The sequence below is a fragment of the Marinithermus hydrothermalis DSM 14884 genome, assembly GCF_000195335.1.
Classification (GTDB): domain Bacteria; phylum Deinococcota; class Deinococci; order Deinococcales; family Marinithermaceae; genus Marinithermus; species Marinithermus hydrothermalis.
The window spans coordinates 904,334-923,657 of record NC_015387.1 but is presented as its reverse complement, the minus strand read 5'-3'; the positions used below and the strand labels follow the sequence as shown (position 1 = coordinate 923,657).

18 protein-coding genes are annotated in these 19,324 nt (G+C 68.0%); all 18 read left to right on the top strand.

Annotated features, from left to right (window positions below; translation table 11 throughout):
- Window positions 1–266: 266 nt before the first annotated feature.
- The 18 genes from MARKY_RS04765 (at window position 267) to MARKY_RS04680 (ending at window position 19,310) form a co-directional block, all read left to right on the top strand.
- On the top strand, window positions 267–1,277 hold the full coding sequence (locus MARKY_RS04765; RefSeq protein ID WP_013703741.1) for a Gfo/Idh/MocA family protein: 1,011 nt from the start codon (window positions 267–269) through the stop codon (window positions 1,275–1,277).
- Window positions 1,274–3,172: a 3D-(3,5/4)-trihydroxycyclohexane-1,2-dione acylhydrolase (decyclizing) gene (gene iolD / locus MARKY_RS04760; RefSeq protein WP_013703740.1), complete on the top strand. Its 1,899-nt coding sequence runs from the start codon at window positions 1,274–1,276 to the stop codon at window positions 3,170–3,172. Before MARKY_RS04765 ends, iolD begins: the two co-directional genes overlap by 4 nt.
- Window positions 3,169–4,044, top strand: coding sequence for a TIM barrel protein (locus tag MARKY_RS04755; protein ID WP_013703739.1), 876 nt, complete (start codon window positions 3,169–3,171; stop codon window positions 4,042–4,044). Before iolD ends, MARKY_RS04755 begins: the two co-directional genes overlap by 4 nt.
- The gene (locus MARKY_RS04750; RefSeq protein WP_013703738.1) at window positions 4,034–5,098 is read left to right on the top strand and encodes a tartrate dehydrogenase; all 1,065 of its coding nucleotides are present in this window, start codon (window positions 4,034–4,036) and stop codon (window positions 5,096–5,098) included. Before MARKY_RS04755 ends, MARKY_RS04750 begins: the two co-directional genes overlap by 11 nt.
- Window positions 5,095–5,958, top strand: a complete 864-nt coding sequence (locus tag MARKY_RS04745; protein ID WP_013703737.1) for a transketolase — start codon at window positions 5,095–5,097, stop codon at window positions 5,956–5,958. Before MARKY_RS04750 ends, MARKY_RS04745 begins: the two co-directional genes overlap by 4 nt.
- A complete protein-coding gene (locus tag MARKY_RS04740; protein WP_013703736.1) occupies window positions 5,955–6,884 on the top strand; it encodes a transketolase family protein in 930 nt (309 codons plus the stop codon). The genes MARKY_RS04745 and MARKY_RS04740 overlap by 4 nt, the downstream gene beginning before the upstream one ends.
- A complete protein-coding gene (gene iolG, locus MARKY_RS04735) occupies window positions 6,881–7,885 on the top strand; it encodes an inositol 2-dehydrogenase (RefSeq protein WP_013703735.1) in 1,005 nt (334 codons plus the stop codon). The genes MARKY_RS04740 and iolG overlap by 4 nt, the downstream gene beginning before the upstream one ends.
- Complete coding sequence (gene iolB / locus MARKY_RS04730; protein ID WP_013703734.1) at window positions 7,882–8,712, top strand: 5-deoxy-glucuronate isomerase; 831 nt, start codon at window positions 7,882–7,884, stop codon at window positions 8,710–8,712. The genes iolG and iolB overlap by 4 nt, the downstream gene beginning before the upstream one ends.
- A 15-nt stretch (window positions 8,713–8,727) precedes the next feature.
- The gene (locus MARKY_RS04725; protein ID WP_013703733.1) at window positions 8,728–9,528 is read left to right on the top strand and encodes a DeoR/GlpR family DNA-binding transcription regulator; all 801 of its coding nucleotides are present in this window, start codon (window positions 8,728–8,730) and stop codon (window positions 9,526–9,528) included.
- 76 nt (window positions 9,529–9,604) lie between these two features.
- Entirely contained in the window at window positions 9,605–10,939 is a 1,335-nt protein-coding gene (locus tag MARKY_RS04720; protein WP_013703732.1) for an ABC transporter substrate-binding protein, read from the top strand.
- 16 nt (window positions 10,940–10,955) lie between these two features.
- Window positions 10,956–11,849, top strand: a complete 894-nt coding sequence (locus tag MARKY_RS04715; RefSeq protein ID WP_013703731.1) for a carbohydrate ABC transporter permease — start codon at window positions 10,956–10,958, stop codon at window positions 11,847–11,849.
- Window positions 11,849–12,676: a carbohydrate ABC transporter permease gene (locus tag MARKY_RS04710; RefSeq protein WP_013703730.1), complete on the top strand. Its 828-nt coding sequence runs from the start codon at window positions 11,849–11,851 to the stop codon at window positions 12,674–12,676. Before MARKY_RS04715 ends, MARKY_RS04710 begins: the two co-directional genes overlap by 1 nt.
- A complete protein-coding gene (locus MARKY_RS04705) occupies window positions 12,673–13,722 on the top strand; it encodes an ABC transporter ATP-binding protein (RefSeq protein WP_013703729.1) in 1,050 nt (349 codons plus the stop codon). The genes MARKY_RS04710 and MARKY_RS04705 overlap by 4 nt, the downstream gene beginning before the upstream one ends.
- On the top strand, window positions 13,723–14,646 hold the full coding sequence (locus MARKY_RS04700; RefSeq protein WP_013703728.1) for a glycerophosphodiester phosphodiesterase: 924 nt from the start codon (window positions 13,723–13,725) through the stop codon (window positions 14,644–14,646).
- 1 nt (window position 14,647) lies between these two features.
- On the top strand, window positions 14,648–16,078 hold the full coding sequence (locus MARKY_RS04695; RefSeq protein WP_013703727.1) for an NAD-dependent succinate-semialdehyde dehydrogenase: 1,431 nt from the start codon (window positions 14,648–14,650) through the stop codon (window positions 16,076–16,078).
- Window positions 16,079–16,292: 214 nt separating this feature from the next.
- Complete coding sequence (locus MARKY_RS04690) at window positions 16,293–17,432, top strand: NEW3 domain-containing protein (protein ID WP_013703726.1); 1,140 nt, start codon at window positions 16,293–16,295, stop codon at window positions 17,430–17,432.
- The gene (locus MARKY_RS04685; RefSeq protein WP_013703725.1) at window positions 17,429–18,367 is read left to right on the top strand and encodes an ABC transporter ATP-binding protein; all 939 of its coding nucleotides are present in this window, start codon (window positions 17,429–17,431) and stop codon (window positions 18,365–18,367) included. The genes MARKY_RS04690 and MARKY_RS04685 overlap by 4 nt, the downstream gene beginning before the upstream one ends.
- Entirely contained in the window at window positions 18,357–19,310 is a 954-nt protein-coding gene (locus tag MARKY_RS04680) for an ABC transporter permease (protein ID WP_013703724.1), read from the top strand. Before MARKY_RS04685 ends, MARKY_RS04680 begins: the two co-directional genes overlap by 11 nt.
- The last annotated feature ends 14 nt before the right edge of the window (window positions 19,311–19,324 follow it).

Sequence of the window (19,324 nt, the reverse complement as noted above, 5' to 3'; positions counted from 1 at the left end):
GTGGCCGCGTGGGGCAGGTCCCCACGCGGCCGCGCTTTACGGGTGCGGGGCTCCCGCGAGAGATTTTCATTTTATTTACGAACATTGACAAAACGAAACTCCTAGGCCTATACTGAGTGCATACGCATCCGGAAACCGCGCGGTTCGCGCTACGCCAGCGCAGCTCCCCTGCGCGTGGCCCCAGCTGGAAGGGAGGGCCGTTCTGACATCCCCCCACCCCCCAACCCGCACCCCACGCCGCCCCCTTCCCCCTCGGGAGGCAGGGCATGCAGGCTAAACTGCCCCTCGCCCTGATCGGCGCGGGCCGCATGGGGACCGTGCACGCCCGCGTCCTCGCCGGCCTCGCGGACTGCCGCGTCCTGAAGGTCGTGGATCCCCGCGAAACGCGCGCCGCCCGCCTCGCCGAACGCCTCGGCGCGCGAGCCACCCCGCACCTCGAGGACGTCCTCGAGGACCCCGAGATCGCAGCGGCCCTCCTCACCACCCCCACCCCCACGCACGCCGAAGTGGTGGAGGCCCTGGCCATGGCGGGCAAGGCCGTGTTCGTAGAGAAACCCCTCGCGCAGAGCCTCGAGGCCGGCCGCCGCCTGGTCGCCGCCGTCGAGCGAACCGGCGTGCCCGCCCAGGTGGGGTTCCAACGGCGCTACGACCCGGCCTACCGCAAGGCCAAGGCCCTCCTCGAGAGCGGAAGGCTCGGGCGCGTCCTGAGCTTCCGCGGCGTGGGGCGGGACGCCGGCCCCCCAGCGCTCGAGTTCCTAAAGGACAGCGGCGGCGTGCTGGTGGACATGGGCATCCACGATCTGGACGTGGCCCGGTGGCTCGTGGGGGAGGTGCAGGAGGTCCGAGCGTTCGGCGGGCACGCCGTTCCCGAGCTGGCCGCGCACGGCCTGGCGGACACGGCCGTCGCGATCTTTCGCTTCGAAAACGGCGCGGTCGGAACGCTCGAGACCTCCTGGTACAACGCCTACGGGTACGAGATCCGCACCGAAGTGGTGGGCGAGAAGGGACGGGTCCACATCGAGACGGACCGGTACCCCGATCTGAACGTGTACGACCCAAATGGCGGTCACTTCCCCCGCCCCTCGGGATTCGAGGAGCGTTTCCGCGACGCGTACGCGGCGGAACTCGCCGCGTTCGTCCAGGGCGTGCGCGCCGAGCAACCGCTCTCCCCCACCCCGCGCGACAGCTGGTACACCCTCCGGCTCGCGCTCGCCGCCCAGCACAGCCTAGAGACCGGCCGCACCGTTACGGTGCCGGCGTTTGGGGGTGCCCTGTGAAGACCGAACGACTCACGGTAGGCCAGGCCCTCGTCAAGTTCTTGGCCGCACAGTACAGCGAACGGGACGGGCAAACGCACCGGCTGATCCGGGGCGTGTGGGGCATCTTCGGCCACGGGAACGTCGCCGGGCTCGGCCAGGCCCTGGAGGAGCTCGGGACGGCCCTCGAGCTGCCCACCTACCGCCCCCAGAACGAGCAGGCCATGGTGCACCTCGCCGCCGCGTACGCCAAGCACACCAACCGGCTCTCGACCTTCGCCTGCACCAGCTCGATCGGGCCCGGCGCGACGAACATGATCACCGCCGCGGCCGGCGCCACGATCAACCGCCTCCCGGTCCTGCTGCTGCCCTCGGACTACTTCGCGAACCGCATCCCCGACCCCGTCCTGCAGCAGCTCGAGCACCCCATCGAGCACGACGTCAGCGTGAACGACGCCTTTCGGCCCGTCAGCCGGTTCTTCACGCGGATCACGCGCCCCGAGCAGCTCCTCTCGGCCCTTCCCGAGGCGATGCGTGTCCTGACCGACCCCGCGGAGACCGGCGCGGTCACGATCGCCCTGCCCGAAGACGTACAGGCCGAAGCCTACGACTGGCCCGCGGCCTTCTTCGAACGGCGCGTGTGGCGCGTGCGCCGCCCCGCCCCGGAACCAGAGGCGCTGGCCGAGGCCGTGGCCCTCCTCCAAAAAGCCCAGCGCCCCCTGATCCTCACCGGCGGGGGCACGATCTACGCGGAGGCTACCCAAGAGCTCGCCCGCTTCGCCGAGGCCTTCGGCATCCCCGTCGCGGAGTCCCAGGCCGGCAAGGGCGCCCTCCCCTGGAACCACCCGATGAACGTCGGCCCCGTCGGGGCCAACGGCGGCCTCGCGGCCAACCGGCTCGCGCGCGAAGCCGACCTCGTCCTCGCGATCGGCACCCGGCTCGGGGATTTCGTCACCGCCTCCAAAACCGCGTTCCAGCACCCCGAGGTGCGGTTCATCGGCCTCAACGTCGTCCCCATGGACAGCCACAAGCTCGGCGCGCTGCCCCTCGTGGCGGACGCCAAGCGCGGCCTCGCCGCGCTGCATGCGGCCCTCGAGGCCGCAGGGTACGCGGGCACCCCGGCCGCGTACCGCGAGGAGGTCCACCGCCTCAAACGCGCGTGGGACGAGACCGTCGCCCAGCTCCGCGCCCCCAAGCACCGCGACTACCTGGTGCAAGCCGAGGTGATCGGCGCAGTAAATGCGGCCTTCGGCGGGCACGCCACCGTCATCTGCGCCGCGGGCAGCCTCCCGGGCGACCTCTTAAAGCTCTGGCGGCCCGAGGACCCCAAGGCGTACCACCTCGAGTACGGGTACTCCTGCATGGGGTACGAGATCCCCGCGGGGCTCGGGGTCAAGCTCGCGGAACCCGGCCGGGAGGTCGTGGTGATGATCGGGGACGGCAGCTACCTCATGATGAACTCCGAGATCATTACTGCGGTCGCGGAAGGGCTCGACCTCACCGTGGTGCTGGTGGACAACCACGGGTTCGGTTCGATCCGCGGCCTGCAGATGAGCTGCGGCTCCCCCTCCTTCAACAACGAGCTGCGCCACCGGAACCCCGCCTCCGGCCGCACCGATGGCCCCCCCGTCGCGATCGATTACGTTAAGCACGCCGAGGCCATGGGCGCCCGCGCCTACCATGCACCCACCCTCAACGCCCTCGAGGCCGCGCTGGCCGAGGCCCGAAACACCCCCGGGGTTAAGGTCGTGGTGGCGCCCGTACATCTGGAGGACCCCGTCCCGAACTTCGAGGGGTGGTGGGACGTGCCCGTCGCCGAGACCACCGGCCAGCCCGCCGTCCAGGCGGCCCGCAAGGCCTACGAGGAAGGCCGGCGCAAGCAGCGCCCGTACTTCAGCCCGCCGGGGGAAGCATGAAGCTCGCAACCGCCCCCATCAACTGGAACAACGAGGACGTGCGGGACTACCGCCCCTGGACCCCATACCCCAGGATCCTGGACGAGATCGTCCGGGCGGGGTACAAGGCCACCGAGTGGTCCACCAGCCTCCCCACCGACCCCAAACGGCTCGAGCGCGACCTCGCGGACCGCGGCCTCGTCCTCCTCGGTGCGTTCGTGGGCCTCGAGCTCCGCACCCCCACCAAACGCGAGGAGGAGCTCGAACGCGCCCTCGTCCAGGCCCGCTTCCTCCGCGCCTTGGGCGCGCGGTACCTGGTGGCCGCGGACTCCGGGGACGCCCAACGCCAGCGCTATGCGGGGCGCGTCACGCCCGAGCTGGGCCTGTCCGAAGCCCAGTGGCGCAGCCTCACCGAGGGGCTGCACGCGCTCGGGGAGCGGCTCCAAGCGCTCGGCATGCGCCTCGTCTTCCACAACCACGCGGGCACCTACGTGGAGACCCCCGAGGAGACCGCGCGGCTTTTGGAGCAGACCGACCCGGACCTGGTCGGTTGGTGCCTGGACACCGGCCACCTCGTCTACGGCGGCGGGGAGGTGCCGGCGATGCTCGCCCGCTACGGCAAGCGCGTGGCGTACGTTCACCTCAAGGACGTGAACGGGCGGGTCCTTGAGGAAGCCCGGCGCGCGGGGTACGACTTCTCCGAAGCCCTGCGGCGCTACGTCTTCGCCCCGCTCGGCCAAGGCATCGCCCGGATCCCCGAGATCGTCGCCGCCCTCAAAGCGCACGGGTACGCCGGGTGGCTCGTTCTCGAGCAGGACACCACGCCCGATGACCCCACGGAGGTGGCCCGGAAGAACCGGGCGTACCTCGAGGAGGTGCTGCGTGCCCTATAGCATCGGCTTGATCCCCGGGGACGGGATCGGCACCGAGGTCATTCCCGAAGGGGTGCGGGTCCTCGAGGCCCTCGCCGCGTGGTTCGGGTTCGACCTCCAGATCACCGACTACCCCTACTCCTGCGCGTACTACCTCGAGCACGGCACCATGATGCCCGAGGCGGCGTTCGAGGCCCTGAAGCAGCACGACGCGATCCTGCTCGGCGCGGTGGGGGACCCCCGGCGCGTGCCGGACCACGTCTCGCTCCGGGGGCTGCTCGTGCCCTTGCGCCAACGGTTCGACCTCTACATCAACCTGCGGCCGGCCCGGCCCCTTCCGGGTCTGCCCACCCCCCTCAAGGGGAACCCGGCGTTCGATATCGTGTTCGTGCGGGAGAACTCGGAGGGCGAGTACGCCGGCGCCGGGGGGCGGCTTCGCCAGGGCACGCCGGACGAGGTGGCCCTGCAGACCACGGTCTTTACCCGAAAAGGCGTGGAACGCGCGGTGCGGTACGCCTTCGACCTCGCCATAAAACGCCAAAAGAGGCTCGCGAACGCCACCAAGTCCAACGCGATGCAGTACGCCTTCGTGATGTGGGACGAGGTGGTGGCGGAAGTGGCGCGCGAGTACCCGGACGTCGAGGTCACCCGTTACCACGCGGACGCCCTCGCGGCCATGCTGGTGCGGGACCCCACACGGCTGGACGTGGTGGTGGCCTCGAACCTCATCGGGGATCTCCTCACCGACCTCGCGGGCGCGCTCCAGGGCAGCCTCGGCCTGCCCGCGAGCGCGAACCTGAACCCCGAGCGCACTTACCCCTCGCTCTTCGAGCCCGTGCACGGCAGCGCGCCGGACATCGCCGGCCAAGGCATCGCGAACCCCATCGCGACTTACTGGGCGGTCGGGCTGATGCTCGAGTTCCTCGGCGAGGCAGCGGCGGCCCGCGCGCTCATGCAGGCCGTCGAGGCGGTCACCGCCGAGGGCCGGGTATTGACCCCCGACCTCGGCGGCACCGCCCGTACGGGCGAGGTGACCCGCGCCGTGCTGGAGAAACTCGAGGAGGTGGAAGCGTGAAAGCCTACGCGGACCTGGAGGCCCTGGCCCGCAAGGGACGGTACCTGGTGCTCAAGACGGTGCACCACAGCGGGGCCGGGCATATCGGCGGGCCCCTGTCCGCCATGGAGATGCTGATCGCCCTGTACTTCAACGTGCTGAACATCCGCCCCGAGGACCCCCTTTGGGAGGACCGGGATCGGTTCATCCTCTCCAAGGGGCACTCCGCGATCGGGCTGTACGTGGTGATGGCCCTCCGCGGGTACTTCCCCCTGGAGGAGCTGGCCACCTTCGACAAAGGCAATTCCCGCCTCCAAGGCCACCCGGACATGACGCGCCTTCCGGGATTGGACGCCTCCACCGGCTCCCTCGGGCAAGGGCTTTCCTTCGGCGTGGGTATCGCCCTTGGCGCCAAACTCAAGGGCAAGACCTTCCACACCTTCGTGATGCTCGGGGACGGTGAGATCCAGGAAGGCATGGTCTGGGAGGCGGTCAACACCGCACGGAAGTACCGTCTCGGCAACCTCACCGCCCTTCTCGACTGGAACGGTCTGCAGCAGTACGGCTGGCGCGGCCAAGGCCGCGGGGACCGCCGCGACCCCTGGGACGACGCGGACCCCCGCCAGATCTTCCAGGCCTTCGGCTGGCGGGTGCGGGAGATCGACGGGCACGCCTTCGACCAGATCATCGCGGCGTGCACCGAGGCCCGCGCAGCCGCCGCGGAAGGGGTGCCCACCGTGATCGTGGCGCACACCATCAAGGGCAAGGGGCTCTCGTTCACCGAAGGCAAGCACGCCTGGCACTCGAAAGTACCCACCAGGGAAGAGCTCGAGCAAGCCCGCAAGGAACTCGGCATCGAGGGAGAGGAGGCTCTGGCGTGAAGACCCAAGCGCTGCGCGAGGTCTTCGGCGAAACCCTGGTCGAGCTCGGCGCGCAGTACCCCAACCTCGTCGTGATGGACGGGGACCTCGCGAACTCCACCAAGGCCGACAAGTTCGAGGTGGCCTACCCCGAGCGTTTCCTCGAGATGGGCATCGCCGAGCAGAACCTCATGGGGGCGGCGGCAGGGCTCAGCACGCTGGGCTTGATCCCTTGGATCAGCTCCTTCGCGGTCTTTTTGACCCACCGCGCCGCGGACCCGTTGCGCATGCTGGTCGCGCAAACCCACGCCAACGTCAAGATCGGCGCGGCCTACGCGGGGCTTCTCACCGGGTACACCGGCAAGACCCACCAGGACGTGGAGGACCTCGCGATCGTGCGGGCCATGCCGGAGATGGTGGTCCTCGCCCCAGCGGACGCGGTGGAGGCCCGGGCCATGATGCACTGGGCCACCGCGTACATTGGCCCGGTCTACCTGCGGCTCGCGCGCGACCCCAGCCCGGTCCTCTTCAAGGAGGATTACGTCTTCGAACCCGGCCGCGTGATCCGGCTCAAGGAAGGCGCCGACGTCGCGCTCGTCTCGACCGGGGTCCAAACCCCGCGGACCCTCGAGGCGGCCCGGCTCCTCAAGAAGGAAGGCGTCCACGCGACCGTCCTCCACGTGGGCTCGATCAAGCCGCTGAACGAAACGGAGCTGGTGGAGGCCGTGGGTGAGGCGGCGCTCGTCGTGACCACCGAGGAGCACAACGTCTACGGGGGGCTCGGCGGCCTCGTCGCCGAGGTCCTCTCCGCGCACAACCCCAAGCGCGTGGTCCGCATCGGCATCCAAGACGTGTTCGGCGAGTCCGCCCCGAACGAGTTCCTCTTGGAGCAACACGGCCTCTCGCCCCCAAAAATCGCCCAGCGGGTCCTGGAGGAGGTGCGATGAAGACCTTCGGGACGGCATTGCTAGGCGCAGGACGCATGGGCCGCGAGCACGCCAAGAACCTCGCGGGCCTCCCCACGGCGCGCGTGGTCGCGGTTGCGGACCCCGACCCCGAGGCCGCAAGGGCCGCGCAGCGCCTCGCGCGCGCGGAGCGCACCTACCCCGAGCCCGAGGCCGCGATCCTGGACCCCGCCGTCGAGGTGGTGGTGATCGCCACCCCCACCCCCACCCACGCCCCCCTCATCGAGGCCGCGGCCCAAGCGGGCAAGGCCATCTTCTGCGAGAAGCCGGTCGCCCTCGAGCTCGCCCAGACCCGGCGCGTCCTCGAAGCGGTCCGTACGGCCGGGGTGCCGTTCCAGATCGGGTTCCAGCGCCGCTACGACCCCGGGTACGCCACGGCCCGAGACCAGATCGACGACGGGGTGATCGGCGAGATCGAGCAGTTCCGTGCGGTAGGGCGCGACCCCGCCCCGCCCTCCCTCGAGTACCTCAAAGCCTCCGGCGGCCTCTTCCTGGACCAGGCCATCCACGAGTTCGACACCGCGCGGTTTTTGGTCGGTGAGGTCCTCGAGGTCCAGAGCTGGGGCGCGGTGCGGGTGGATCCGCGCATCGCCGAACTCGGCGACGTGGACACCGCCCTTACCCTGCTGCGCTTCGCGAACGGCGCCCTCGGCGTCGTCGAGAACTCGCGCCGCGCGGTGTACGGGTACGACATCCGCGTTGAGGTCTTCGGGGAACGCGGCAAGCTCGTGATCGAGGCCCTGCCCAAGACTCCGCTCTACCACTTCCGCGAGGGGGGGTACCACGCGGACCACTACTTCTTCTTCATGGACCGCTTCAAGGAGGCGTACCGGCTGGAGCTCGAGGCCTTCTTCCACGCCGTCGCCGCGGGCCACCCCCCCACCCCCGGCCCCGAGGACGCCCTCGAGGCCCTCCGGCTCGGGCTCGCGGCGACACGGAGCTTAAAGGAAGGCCGTCCGGTACGCGTGGAGGAGATCCAATGAGGCGCCATATCCGTCCCCAGAAGAACCGCGGCGTGCTGGTGGAGGTCACGCCCCAGCAGGCCGGCTGGCGGTACCTGTGGTTCAAGGCCGTGCGCCTCGAGACCGGCGAGGCGTACGCTGAGGAGACCGCTGGGCACGAGGTTGCCTTGGTGCCCCTTGCGGGTACCGCAAGGATCGAGGCGAACGGCGAACAGTTCCTCCTCGAGCGCCGGAGCGTGTTCGCCGAGTTGCCGCACGTCCTGTACCTGCCGCCCGGCACGCGCTACCGGATCGAAGCCCAGACCGCGTTCGAGTGCGCGTTGGGCGGGGCGCCCGCACGGGGCCGGTACCCTTTGCGCTGCTTTAAGCCCGAGGAGATGAAGGTCGAGATCCGCGGCGGGGCGAACGCCACCCGCCAAGTCAACCACGTGCTGGGGCCGCACCTGCCCGCGGAACGCCTGATCCTCTTCGAGGTCTACACCCCCTCCGGGTTCTGGTCCGGCTGGCCCCCGCACCGGCACGACGGTCGCATGGGATCGGCGTACCTGGAGGAGACCTACTACTACAAGATCACACCCAAGCACGGGTTCGCGATCCACCGCAACTACACGAAGGACACCGACCTGGACGAGTGCCTGCTCGCCCGGGACGGGGACCTGATCCTGGTCCCGGAAGGATACCACCCGGTCGCGGCCCCGCCCGGCTCGAACGTGTACTACCTCAACTACCTCGCGGGCGAGCTGCTGGACGAGGCACGCGCCACACCCCCCAAGGACGACCCTGACTGGGCGTGGATGCGGGAGGACTGGGCGGGCCAACCCATTACAATACCTATAGGCAAGCCCTAACGAAGAGGAGGAAGCGTGCGCGCGGAAGAGCGGCGCAGCCAGATCATCCGGCTTTTAGAACAGCACGGCTCGGTCCGGGTCGAGACCCTCGCCGAACGGTTCGGCGTCAGCCAGGTCACGATCCGCAAGGATCTCGCCGAGCTCGAGGCCCGCGGCCTGCTGCAACGCACCCACGGGGGCGCGACCTACACGCACAAGAGCCTGTTCAACCCCTCGTTCCGAGAAAAGCTGTACCTGCGGCAAGCGGAGAAACGCGCCATCGCCCGCGCGGCGCTCGAGCACATCGACGAGGGGGACTCAATCATTCTGGATGCCGGAACCACGACGCTGCTTTTGGCTCGGTTAATGAAGTCCCGCTTTCGCTCGCTGTACGTGATTACGAACTCGGTCCCGGTCACCCTGGAGCTCGCGGAGACCCGCTGGGAACTCCTCCTCGCGGGCGGGCAGGTGCGGCCCCACAGCCTCGCGCTGATCGGGCCAGCCACGGTACGGACCCTCGAGGACTACCACGTGGACAAGGCCTTCCTTGGGGCTACCGGAGTCTCGCTCGAGAAGGGGTGCACCACCCCCAACCCCACCGAGGCCGAGGCCAAACGCGCGATGCTGCACGCTGCGGAACGGGTTTTTGTGCTTGCGGACTCCAGCAAGCTGGGGCACGCCACCCTGGCGCGGTTCGCGGCCTTGGAGGAGGTTCACCACCTCATCACGGACACGCGCGCCCCGGCGGAGTTTTTAGCGGCGCTGCGCGCGCGGGGGCTCGAGTACACCCTCGCTGAGGTCGCGCCGTCCGCTTCCAAGCGCGAGGTAACGGTATGAGCCGGTTGTCGTATGGGGCCCCTCTGCTCGAGCCAGGGTGCTGGGCTCGGGTTGGTTGTGGGAAAGGAGGTAGGAGATGAGGGTTAAGTGGTTGCTTGGCATTCTAGCGGTTCTGCTCGGCCTGGCCTACGCCCAGCGGACGATCACGATCCAGGCGTGGACGATCGGGCCGGACGATCCTTCGATCACCCGCTTCACGAACCTGCAGGAGGCGGCGGAGCGCCTGAACGCCGACCTCGCGAAGGAAGGGGCGGACTTCCGCGTTAAGGTGGAGGGCTTTTTCGACACCACCGACTGGGATCCCTACCTGCGCCGCGTGCTGCTCGCCTTCCAGAGCAACCAAGCGCCGGACATCGTGCAGGCCTCGGCCGCGCTGAGCGCGACCTGGGCCGCCGCAGGGTTTATCGCGCCGCTCGACGAGTACATCCCCAAGTACGCCCAGTTCGAGGACGTGATCCCCACCCTGTGGGATTCGGTGCGCTTCCAGGGCCAGATCTGGGGGATCCCCCAGGACACCGAGGCCCGCCCCCTCTACTTCAACAAGACGCTCTTGAAGCAACTCGGTTGGAGCGACGCGGAGATCGCGAGCCTCCCCGAGCGGATCACGAACGGGGAGTTTACCTGGGATGACGTGCTCAAAACCGCGCAAGAAGCCCTGGAGAAGGGCGTGATCGAGCCCGGCAAGGGGTACTACCACCGGCCCAAGAACGGCCCGGACTTCATCCAGTGGTACCGGTCCTTCGGCGGGCGGGCGTTTGACCCGGAGACCGGCAAGCTGGTCTTTACCAAGGAGGCCGCGCTCCGCTACTTCCGCTGGTTGAAGGAAGCCGTGGACAGCGGGGTGCTCGAGCGCGATCGCCTCGACGGGAACTGGGATCGGTTCCACCAGAACATCACGGACGGCAAGGTGCTCTTCTTCTCTGGTGGGACGTGGAACTGGGCGGAGTGGGACCAGCAGTGGGTCGCGGACAAGGGCGGTCAGGAGTGGCTCTTCGAAAACTTTGGCTTCGCGCCGCACCCCTCCTATAAGAAGGGCGGAAAGCCCATCACGCTCTCAAACCCGCAGGCCTACATGGTCTCGGCGAACTCGCCCAACAAGGAGATCGTGGTGCGCCTGTTGGCCTACACGACCGTGCCTGAACTCGACGGTAAGCACGCGGTCGGCTCGGGGCACCTGCCGATCCTGAAGACCACCCCGGAAACCCTGGACGACCGGTTTACGCGGGAGGTCAGCTACCTCTTGAACTTCACCACCTTCCAGCCCGCGCACGCCGACCTCTCCAAGTGGCAGGACAGCTTCTTCCGGGGGGTTTCCGCGGTCGAGTCGGGTGACCTCTCGCCTGAGGAAGCCGTTGAGGTGGTCGCGGCGGAGATGCAGCGGCTCCTGAGGGATCAGGTGATCATCGAGTAAGCGAGGGAGGGGTCCTGTGAGGCGGTACGCGTCCCCCCTGTTGTTCCTCTTGCCGGCTACGGTCCTCATCACCCTGTTCTTCCTGATTCCGGTGGTCGCCACGATCCTCCTGTCCATGACGGACATCTCGACCATCACCTTCCGCGATCCGAGCTGGGTGGGGTTGCAGAACTACCGCGACCTCCTCCAGGACCCCTTCATGGACAAGATCCTCCTCAACACCGCCCGGTACGTGGGGTTCACGCTGCTCTTCAACGTGGGGATGGGCCTGGTGCTGGCCTTGCTCTCCTCGCTCGTACCCGAACGGTATGGGGATCCGTTCCGCGCCCTGTGGCTGCTGCCCCGCATCATCCCCCCGGTCGTGTACGTCTTCGTCTGGCAAGGCTTGATGCGGGAAGCGCCTTACGGCCTATTGAGCGATCTCACGGGAGTCTCGCGCAACTGGATCTCCGCGGAGCCCTGGAACGTCATCGTGCTGGCCAACGGGCTGGTGGGCGCCTCGTTCGGCATGCTGATCTTCACCTCAGCCATCCGGTCCATCCCCACCGACCTCTTCTACGCCGCCGCGGTGGACGGGGCCACCACCTGGCAGACGGTGCGCCGGGTGGTGCTGCCCCTGTTGCGGTGGCCGATCCTGTTCGTCACGGCGTACCAGACCCTCTCGCTCCTCACCTCGTTCGAATACATCCTGCTGCTCACCGACGGCGGCCCCGGGTTCTACACCACCACCGTCTGGTCCTTGCACGCCTACAAGCTCGCCCTGTCCAACTATTTCGGCAACGTCGAGTTCGGCCTCGGAGCCGCGATGGCCGCGGTGCTGGTGGTGATCGGCGTGGTCGTCTCGCTCCTCTACCTGCGCCTCTTTAACTTCCGCACCCTCGTCACCGAACCCAAAGTGGAGGTGAACTGATGCCCCTCCTCCCCCCACGCTGGCGCCTCGTGCTGCTGCTCCTCGCTGCCCTCAGCCTCCCCATCGCCACAGGCCTTCTCTGGCTCTTCCTCACCGCTTCATTCGAACGGGTGCACGGCCTGATCCCCGTCGAACCCCTTTCGCTGGACAACTGGCGGTTCCTGTGGGAGCCCTCGATCAACGGCCGCCCCTCGATCTGGATCGCGTTAGGGAACTCGCTGCTCTTCGCCGGAACCGTCGCGTTCATCGAGGTACTGGTGGCCTCCATGGCGGCCTACGCGATCTCCCGCCTGAACTTCCCCGGCCGAACCGTGTACCTGGGCCTCATCCTGGTGCTGCACGCCTTCCCCGCCATCAGCTTGATCATCGCGATCTTCTACATTCTCCGGGTCCTCGGCCTTTTCGACACGCTCACCGGCGTGATCCTGGTCAAGGCCGCCCTCGAGCTGCCCCTAGGGATCTGGCTGATGAAAGGGTTTTTCGACAACCTCTCCTGGGAGATGGAGATGGCCGCCCTCGTAGACGGCGCCTCGCGCTGGACCTTGTTCTGGCGCATCGCCCTGCCGATGGTGCGCCCGGGCCTCCTCGCGTTGAGCACCTTCGCCCTGCTCTCCGCGTGGGGCGAGTTCATCCTGCCCTTCACCCTGATCGTCTCGGGGCAGCGCTGGACCCTCGCCCTGTACCTGCAGAGCTTCTTGGGTGAGTCCTTCACGGACTTCGGGCTGGTCGCGGCGGTGGGCCTGTTCTACGCGCTTCCGGTCGTGCTTTTCTTCATCCTCGGCCAGCGGTACCTGCTCAACCTCTACTCCGGAGGAATCAAGGGATGAAGGGCGTGAACGTACGCTTAAACGGGCTCTCCAAGCGGTTCGGCAAGGTCGTCGCCCTGAAGCGCTTCGACCTCGAGGTCCAGGCCGGTGAGCTCATCGCCTTTTTGGGCCCCTCGGGCTGCGGCAAGACCACCACCCTCCTCATGATCGCTGGGATCTACCGGCCCACGGAGGGCGAGATCTACTTCGGCGACCGCCGCGTGGACCACCTGCACCCCCGGGACCGGGACGTGGGCATGGTCTTTCAGTCGTATGCCTTGTACCCGCACCTGACCCTGTTCGAAAACATCGCCTTCCCGCTCCGGCTTAAACGGGTGCCCGCGTCCGAGGTGGAGCGGAAGGTGCGCCAGACCGCGGAGCTTTTGGGGATCGGGCACGTCCTCGAGCGGCGCCCGGCGCAGGTCTCGGGGGGACAGCAGCAGCGCGCGGCGCTCGCCAGGGCCCTGGTTAAGGAACCCCAGGTTCTCTTGCTGGACGAGCCGCTTTCCAACCTGGACGCCCAGATCCGGCTCCAGGCGCGCAGCGAGATCCGCCGGTTGCAGCAGGAGCTCGGGGTGACCAGCATCCTGGTCACGCACGATCAGGCCGAAGCGCTCGCCATGGCCGACCGCATCGCCGTCTTCTCCATGGGGGAGCTGCAACAGTTCGCTCCCCCGGACGAGCTGTACCGCCGCCCCGTCAACACCTTCGTCGCGCGGTTCGTGGGGCATCCACCCATGAACCTGCTCGAGGGCCGGTTCGAGGACGGGTGGTTCCTCAAGGAGGAGCTGCGCATTCCCGTACCTCCAGGGCACCCCACGGGACCCGGGTACCTCGGTATTCGCCCGGAGGACGTCCGCTTGGAGGGGGATGTGCCCGCGCGGGTGCGGGTGGTCGAGCCGCTGGGCCGCGAGGCCCTGGTGACCCTGGAGCTCCCTGGGAACGCGGCGTTCAAGGCGTTGGTCCCGCCAGGCACACGCCCGGGGGTCGGCGCGGAGGTGCGGCTGGGGTACGATCGGCGGCACGTGCACTTCTTTGATGCCGCGGGGAGGCGGGTGGGGCCCTAAATGACCTTGCCCACCCACCTCACCTACAAGGGCCGCGCTGCTTGGCTTAAATACCACCGGCTCTTGAGCGGAACCCACCCCCACCCCCCTAACTCCCTCTCGGCGCTCGCGTACGTGCTGGAGGGGGGCGCGGCGGTCATCGAGTTCGACGTGAACCGCACCGAGGACGGGGCGTACGTGCTGAACCATGACCTCACCCTGGAGCGCGAGACCACGGGGGTGGGGCCGCTAGCGCGCGTAACGCAGCAGGAGTTTAAAGCCCTTCGCCTGCGGGGCACGGATGAGCCGCCGGCCACGCTGGCGGAGGTGGTGGCCGTCTTGAAGGGAGTGCAACGCTCCCTTAAGGTGCAGATCGACCTCAAGGAGCTCTTGCCATTACCCCAAACGGCAGCGATCGCTCTTTTAGAAGCGATCGCTCCCCTCAGGGAGAACGCGCACCTTCGGGTGGTGGTAGGGTGCTTGGGAGACTGGAACCTGCGCCTCCTGCGCCGGTTGGATCCCGAACTCCTTTTAGGGTTTGATTTCGCGTACCACCTGGACGTTCCGGTCGAATCCCTCGTGCGCCTGCCCATGCGGGTCAACGCCTACGGGTACCTGGACGACCACCCTCTTGGGTACCGCCGCCTCCTGTCCGCAGCAGCGTACCTGCGGGACCGCGTCGAGGCCCTGGTGTCCCTACTCCCCAGCGCTGTGGAGTTCTACCTTCGCAAGGAGTTCGTCCTCAAAGCCCTCGCGGACGGGTTCAACCCGGTGGCGTTCATCCACGCTTACCGGCCAGGGACCGTGGTGGACGTGTGGACGCTGAACGCCTCGGAGCCCGAAGCGCGCCGGACGCTCACGGCCCTCCTCGAGGCCGGGGCCGACCAGATTACCTCGAACACACCCGTGCAACTCGCGGCTATGCTGGAAGGGAAGGAGGGATAGCGTGTCGCAGGTGGAAGCTCCTACGCAAGCCTTTATCGCCGGTAGCTGGCTCGAGACCGGGAGGACCTTTGAGGTGCGCACCCCGATCGACCGCCAGGTGATCGCCCAGGTCGCCGACTGTGGGCCTGAGGAGGCCAGGCGCGCCGCGGACGCCGCGGTGGAGGCCTTCGCCGCCTGGAAGCAAGCCACGGCGTACGAGCGGGCGGCGGTGCTGCGTCGCTGGTACGAGCTCATGATGCAGCACGCTGAGGGCCTAGCCCGCACCATGACCCTGGAGATGGGCAAGCCCCTCCGGGAGGCGCGCGCCGAGGTGCGGTACGCGGCGGGGTTCGTGGAGTGGTACGCCGAGGAGGCCAAGCGCGTCTACGGGGAAGTTGTGCCCAGCCAGTTCCCCCACAAGCGCCTGCTCGCGCTGAAGCAGCCTGTAGGCCCGGTGTTCGCCATCACCCCGTGGAACTTCCCCGCGGCGATGATCACGCGCAAGGCCGCGCCCGCCCTCGCGGCGGGGTGTACCGTCATCCTCAAGCCCGCCGAGCAGTCCCCCTTGACCGCTTTGTACCTCGCCAAGCTCTGGGAGGAGGCCGGGGGCCCGCCGGGCACGCTCCAGGTCCTACCCGCCCAAGACCCCGTTCCCCTCTCCGAGGTGCTGATCTCCGACGAACGCATCCGCAAACTGACCTTCACCGGGTCGACCGAGGTCGGTAAGCTCCTCTACGAAAAAGCCGCCCGTACCATGAAGCGCGTCTCTCTCGAGCTTGGGGGGCACGCCCCGTTTCTGATCTTCGAGGACGCCGACATCGAGAAGGCCGTCGAACAAGCGATGATCGCGAAGTTCCGCAACATCGGCCAGTCCTGCGTGGCGGCGAACCGGCTGTACGTGCACGCACGCATCAAGGACGCCTTCGCCGAGGCGTACGCGGCGCGGGTGCGCCGGATGAAGGTCGGGAACCCCCTCGAGGAGGACACCGAGGTCGGTCCGCTGGTGGACGAGCGCGCTTTGGAGAAGGTGCAAGCGCACGTCGAGGACGCCCGCAAGCGCGGGGCGCGGGTCGTGGCGGGCGGGCAGGTCGAAGGTTTGACCTTCCACCCCACGGTCCTGGTGGACGTGGCCCCCGAGGCCCGCATCCTGCAGGAGGAGACCTTTGGTCCCGTCGCGCCGATCCTCGCCTTTGAGGACGAGTCGGAGGCCATCCAGTACGCGAACCGCGCGCCATATGGCCTCGCGGCGTACGTCTGGACGCGCGACCTCAGCCGTGCCTGGCGCGTGGCGGAAGCGCTCGAGTACGGCATCGTAGGCGTGAACGACGGGGTGCCCTCCACCCCGCAAGCCCCCTTCGGCGGGATGAAGTACTCCGGCGTGGGCCGCGAGGGCGGCAAGTGGGGGCTGGAGGAGTTTCTCGAGGTCAAGTACGTCTCCATGGCCCTACCCTAAGGAGGGACGTTGGCGTGCCGCGCGGGGTATGCCGCGCGGCACGTGGCCGTGTTTTCTAACGAATGACTAAGATTTCTTATTCTTCTAATGAAAATCTTTTTGTATACTAACAATTAAGATTTCGCTCCACGAAGCGTAAATTTTCTTGACCAGGAGCCCTGCCACTTGATAAAATTAGATCCGGTTAACAACACGTCCTCACGGAGGTGGCGACATGCTGCGACACGTGTGGCTCCTAACCGTGGCATTGGGCATAGCCTTCGCTCAAAACTACAAGGGGCTCTCCCTCTCCACCCCTTACCCTGCCCAGACCGTGAGGATCGACAAGAGCATCACCCTCCCACTCACGGTCAAGAGCTACGGCCTTCCCCCCCAGACCGTCACCCTCCGCATCACCACAATCCCGGACGGCTGGAAGGCCACTCTCCTAGGCAACGGGCGCCCGATCGAAGCGGTCTTCCTTGAGCCCGACGGCACGGCAGAGGTCAGCCTCAAGCTCGAGCCGCCCGCAAACGCCACGCCCGGCACCTACCGCTTCGCGGTAGAGGCCATAGGAAACGGCGCCCGCAGCACACTGCCCATCACGCTCACTCTCGGCGAGGTCCTGCCACCCCAGCTCAACCTTGAGGTCGAGCTGCCGGTGCTCAAGGGCACGCCGACCACCAACTTCCGCTACCGCGCCACCCTCAAGAACGAGAGCGACCAGGACCTCCTGGTGAACCTCGAGGCCCTCGCCCCCGAGGGCTTCCAGGTGAGCTTCAAGCCCGCCTTCGGCAGCCAGGAGGTCACGAGCCTTCCCGTCAAAGCGGGCGAGTCGCGCCGGCTGGACATCGAGGTGGACCTCCCGCCCCAGGTCCCGGCGGACACCTACACCGTCCGGGTGCGGGCCAGCGCGGGCGAGGCCACGGCGGAGGTGCCCCTCACCCTCGAGGTCACCGGCCGACCCCGGATCAGCCTGAGCACCCCCGAAGGCCGGCTCTCCGGCCGGGCCACCGCAGGCCAGGAGACCCCCATTAAGCTCGTGGTGCGCAACCAAGGCACCGCCCCCGCGCGAGAGGTGAAGCTCACCGCCTTCGAGCCCTCTGGTTGGGAGGTGAGCTTTGAGCCAAAGGAGATCCCGGAAATCCCCCCGGGCGAGACGGTGGAGGTCACCGCCAAGATCAAGCCCTCCACCCGCTCGCTCGCCGGGGATTACATGGTGACCCTGCGCGCTAGCGGCGAGGGGGTCTCGGACTCGGTGGACTTCCGCGTCACGGTGCTCACCTCGACGTCCTGGGGGATCATCGGCGTCGGCTTGATTGCCGTGGCGCTTGGCGTGGTTGGCTTCTCGGTAGCCCGGTTCGGACGGCGATGAAAGAAGCGGTCATCGAAACCCAAGGCCTGACCAAACGCTACGGCCGGGTGGTCGCGGTGGATAACCTGAACCTCCGCGTCCACGCCGGGGAGGTCTACGGCCTGCTCGGCCCCAACGGCTCTGGAAAAACCACCACCATCCTGATGCTTCTGGGCCTAACCGAACCCACGCGGGGCACGGTGCGCGTGCTCGGTCTCGACCCCGCCCGGGAACCCCTCGAGGTCAAGCGCCGCGTGGGGTACCTGCCGGACTCGGTAGGGTTCTACGTGGAGCTCACCGCGCGGGAGAACCTCATGTACACCGCGAAGCTCAACGGCATCCCCCGCGCCGAGGCCCAGCAGCGGATCGAGGAGGTACTGGAACGCATGGGGCTAGCCGCGGTCGCGGACCGTCCCGTCGCGGCCTTCTCCCGCGGGATGCGTCAGCGGCTCGGCCTGGCGGACGTGCTCCTCAAGCGTCCCCAGATCGCAATCCTGGACGAACCCACCCTGGGTCTCGACCCCGAAGCGGCCCACCAGTTCCTGGACCTCATCGCCTCCCTTAAGCACGAGGGGATCACCGTGCTGCTCTCCTCCCACCTCCTACACCAGGTCCAGGCCATCTGCGACCGCGTGGGCCTCTTCCACCAAGGCCGCCTGGTGCTGGAAGGCACCGTTCCCGAACTGGCCCAACGGGTGCTCGGCGGCGCCTGGCGCATCCACCTGCACGCCGAAGGGCCCAACCTCGAACCGCACCTCGCCCAGCTGCCCGGCGTGGTGCGTGTGCAGCGCGCCTCGAACGGCGTGTACACCCTCGAGGCCGAGCACGACCTGCGCCCTGAGGCCGCTGAGCGCGTTGTCCAAGCGGGGGGGCGGCTGCTCGAGCTGAGCATCGAGGAGCCCAGCCTGGACGAGGTGTACACCCGCTACTTCCAGGAGGTGCGGCATGAGGCGTAAGGGATCCCCGTGGACCGGGTTGTGGGCCATCCTGGCCAAGGAGCTCGCGGATCAGCTCTCGAGCACCCGCATGCGCATCCTGGAGGTCCTGATCCTCCTCACGGCGCTCGGCACCGTCTACGCGGCCACAAGCGCCCTGCGGGCCACCGTCGCGGAGGACCCGTTCGTTTTCCTAAAGCTCTTCACCACCGCCCAGGACCCGATTCCTTCTTTCGTCGCCTTTTTGGGCTTCCTGATCCCCCTTACCGCCATCGCCTTGGGGTTCGACGCGATCAACAGCGAGCACGCCCGACACACCCTCGGCCGCATCCTCTCCCAGCCCATCTACCGCGACGCGCTCCTCGCCGGGAAGTTCCTCGCAGGGCTCGGCACCCTCGCCATCCTCCTCGTGGCCTTGTGGCTCGTCGTGACGGGGATGGGCATCCTCTTCCTAGGCCTACCCCCGGGCGGGGAGGAGGTCGGCCGCGGGCTCTTGTTCCTCCTCGCCACCCTAGCCTTCGCCGGCGTGTGGCTCGGACTCGCCATGCTGTTCTCGGTGCTCTTCCGCCAGCCCGCCACCGCCGCGCTCGCCGCGCTCTCGGTCTGGCTGTTCTTCGCGGTGTTCTGGGACATTCTCGCCCAGCTCATCGCCGGCGCCCTCCGCCCGATCGAGTACGGGCTTCCCCAGGAGCAGCTCGCGCAAGCGCAGCTTCTTCAGGCCCTGGCCCGTATCTCCCCCAACACCCTCTACGGCGAGATCGTACTGGTCCTTCTCAACCCCTCGGTGCGCGCCCTAGGCCCCGTCTTCTTCTCGCAGCTCCAGGGGGCCGTGCTAGGAAGCCCGCTACCCCTCTCGCAGAGTCTCCTGCTCATCTGGCCACACCTTGCGGGCCTCATCGCCGCCGTGATCCTGCTGTTCGCGATCGGGTACGTGGTGTTCCAGCGCCAGGAGGCCCGGGCCTAGCCATCGCAACCGCC

Bases quoted from the DNA above. Each gene is read 5' to 3' on its own strand.
- MARKY_RS04765 (WP_013703741.1), top strand. From the start codon at position 267: ATGCAGGCTAAACTGCCCCTCGCCCTGATCGGCGCGGGCCGCATGGGG.
- MARKY_RS04755 (WP_013703739.1), top strand. From the start codon at position 3,169: ATGAAGCTCGCAACCGCCCCCATCAACTGGAACAACGAGGACGTGCGG.
- iolG (WP_013703735.1), top strand. From the start codon at position 6,881: ATGAAGACCTTCGGGACGGCATTGCTAGGCGCAGGACGCATGGGCCGC.
- iolB (WP_013703734.1), top strand. From the start codon at position 7,882: ATGAGGCGCCATATCCGTCCCCAGAAGAACCGCGGCGTGCTGGTGGAG.
- MARKY_RS04720 (WP_013703732.1), top strand. From the start codon at position 9,605: ATGAGGGTTAAGTGGTTGCTTGGCATTCTAGCGGTTCTGCTCGGCCTG.
- MARKY_RS04710 (WP_013703730.1), top strand. From the start codon at position 11,849: ATGCCCCTCCTCCCCCCACGCTGGCGCCTCGTGCTGCTGCTCCTCGCT.
- MARKY_RS04705 (WP_013703729.1), top strand. From the start codon at position 12,673: ATGAAGGGCGTGAACGTACGCTTAAACGGGCTCTCCAAGCGGTTCGGC.
- MARKY_RS04700 (WP_013703728.1), top strand. From the start codon at position 13,723: ATGACCTTGCCCACCCACCTCACCTACAAGGGCCGCGCTGCTTGGCTT.
- MARKY_RS04690 (WP_013703726.1), top strand. From the start codon at position 16,293: ATGCTGCGACACGTGTGGCTCCTAACCGTGGCATTGGGCATAGCCTTC.
- MARKY_RS04685 (WP_013703725.1), top strand. From the start codon at position 17,429: ATGAAAGAAGCGGTCATCGAAACCCAAGGCCTGACCAAACGCTACGGC.
- MARKY_RS04680 (WP_013703724.1), top strand. From the start codon at position 18,357: ATGAGGCGTAAGGGATCCCCGTGGACCGGGTTGTGGGCCATCCTGGCC.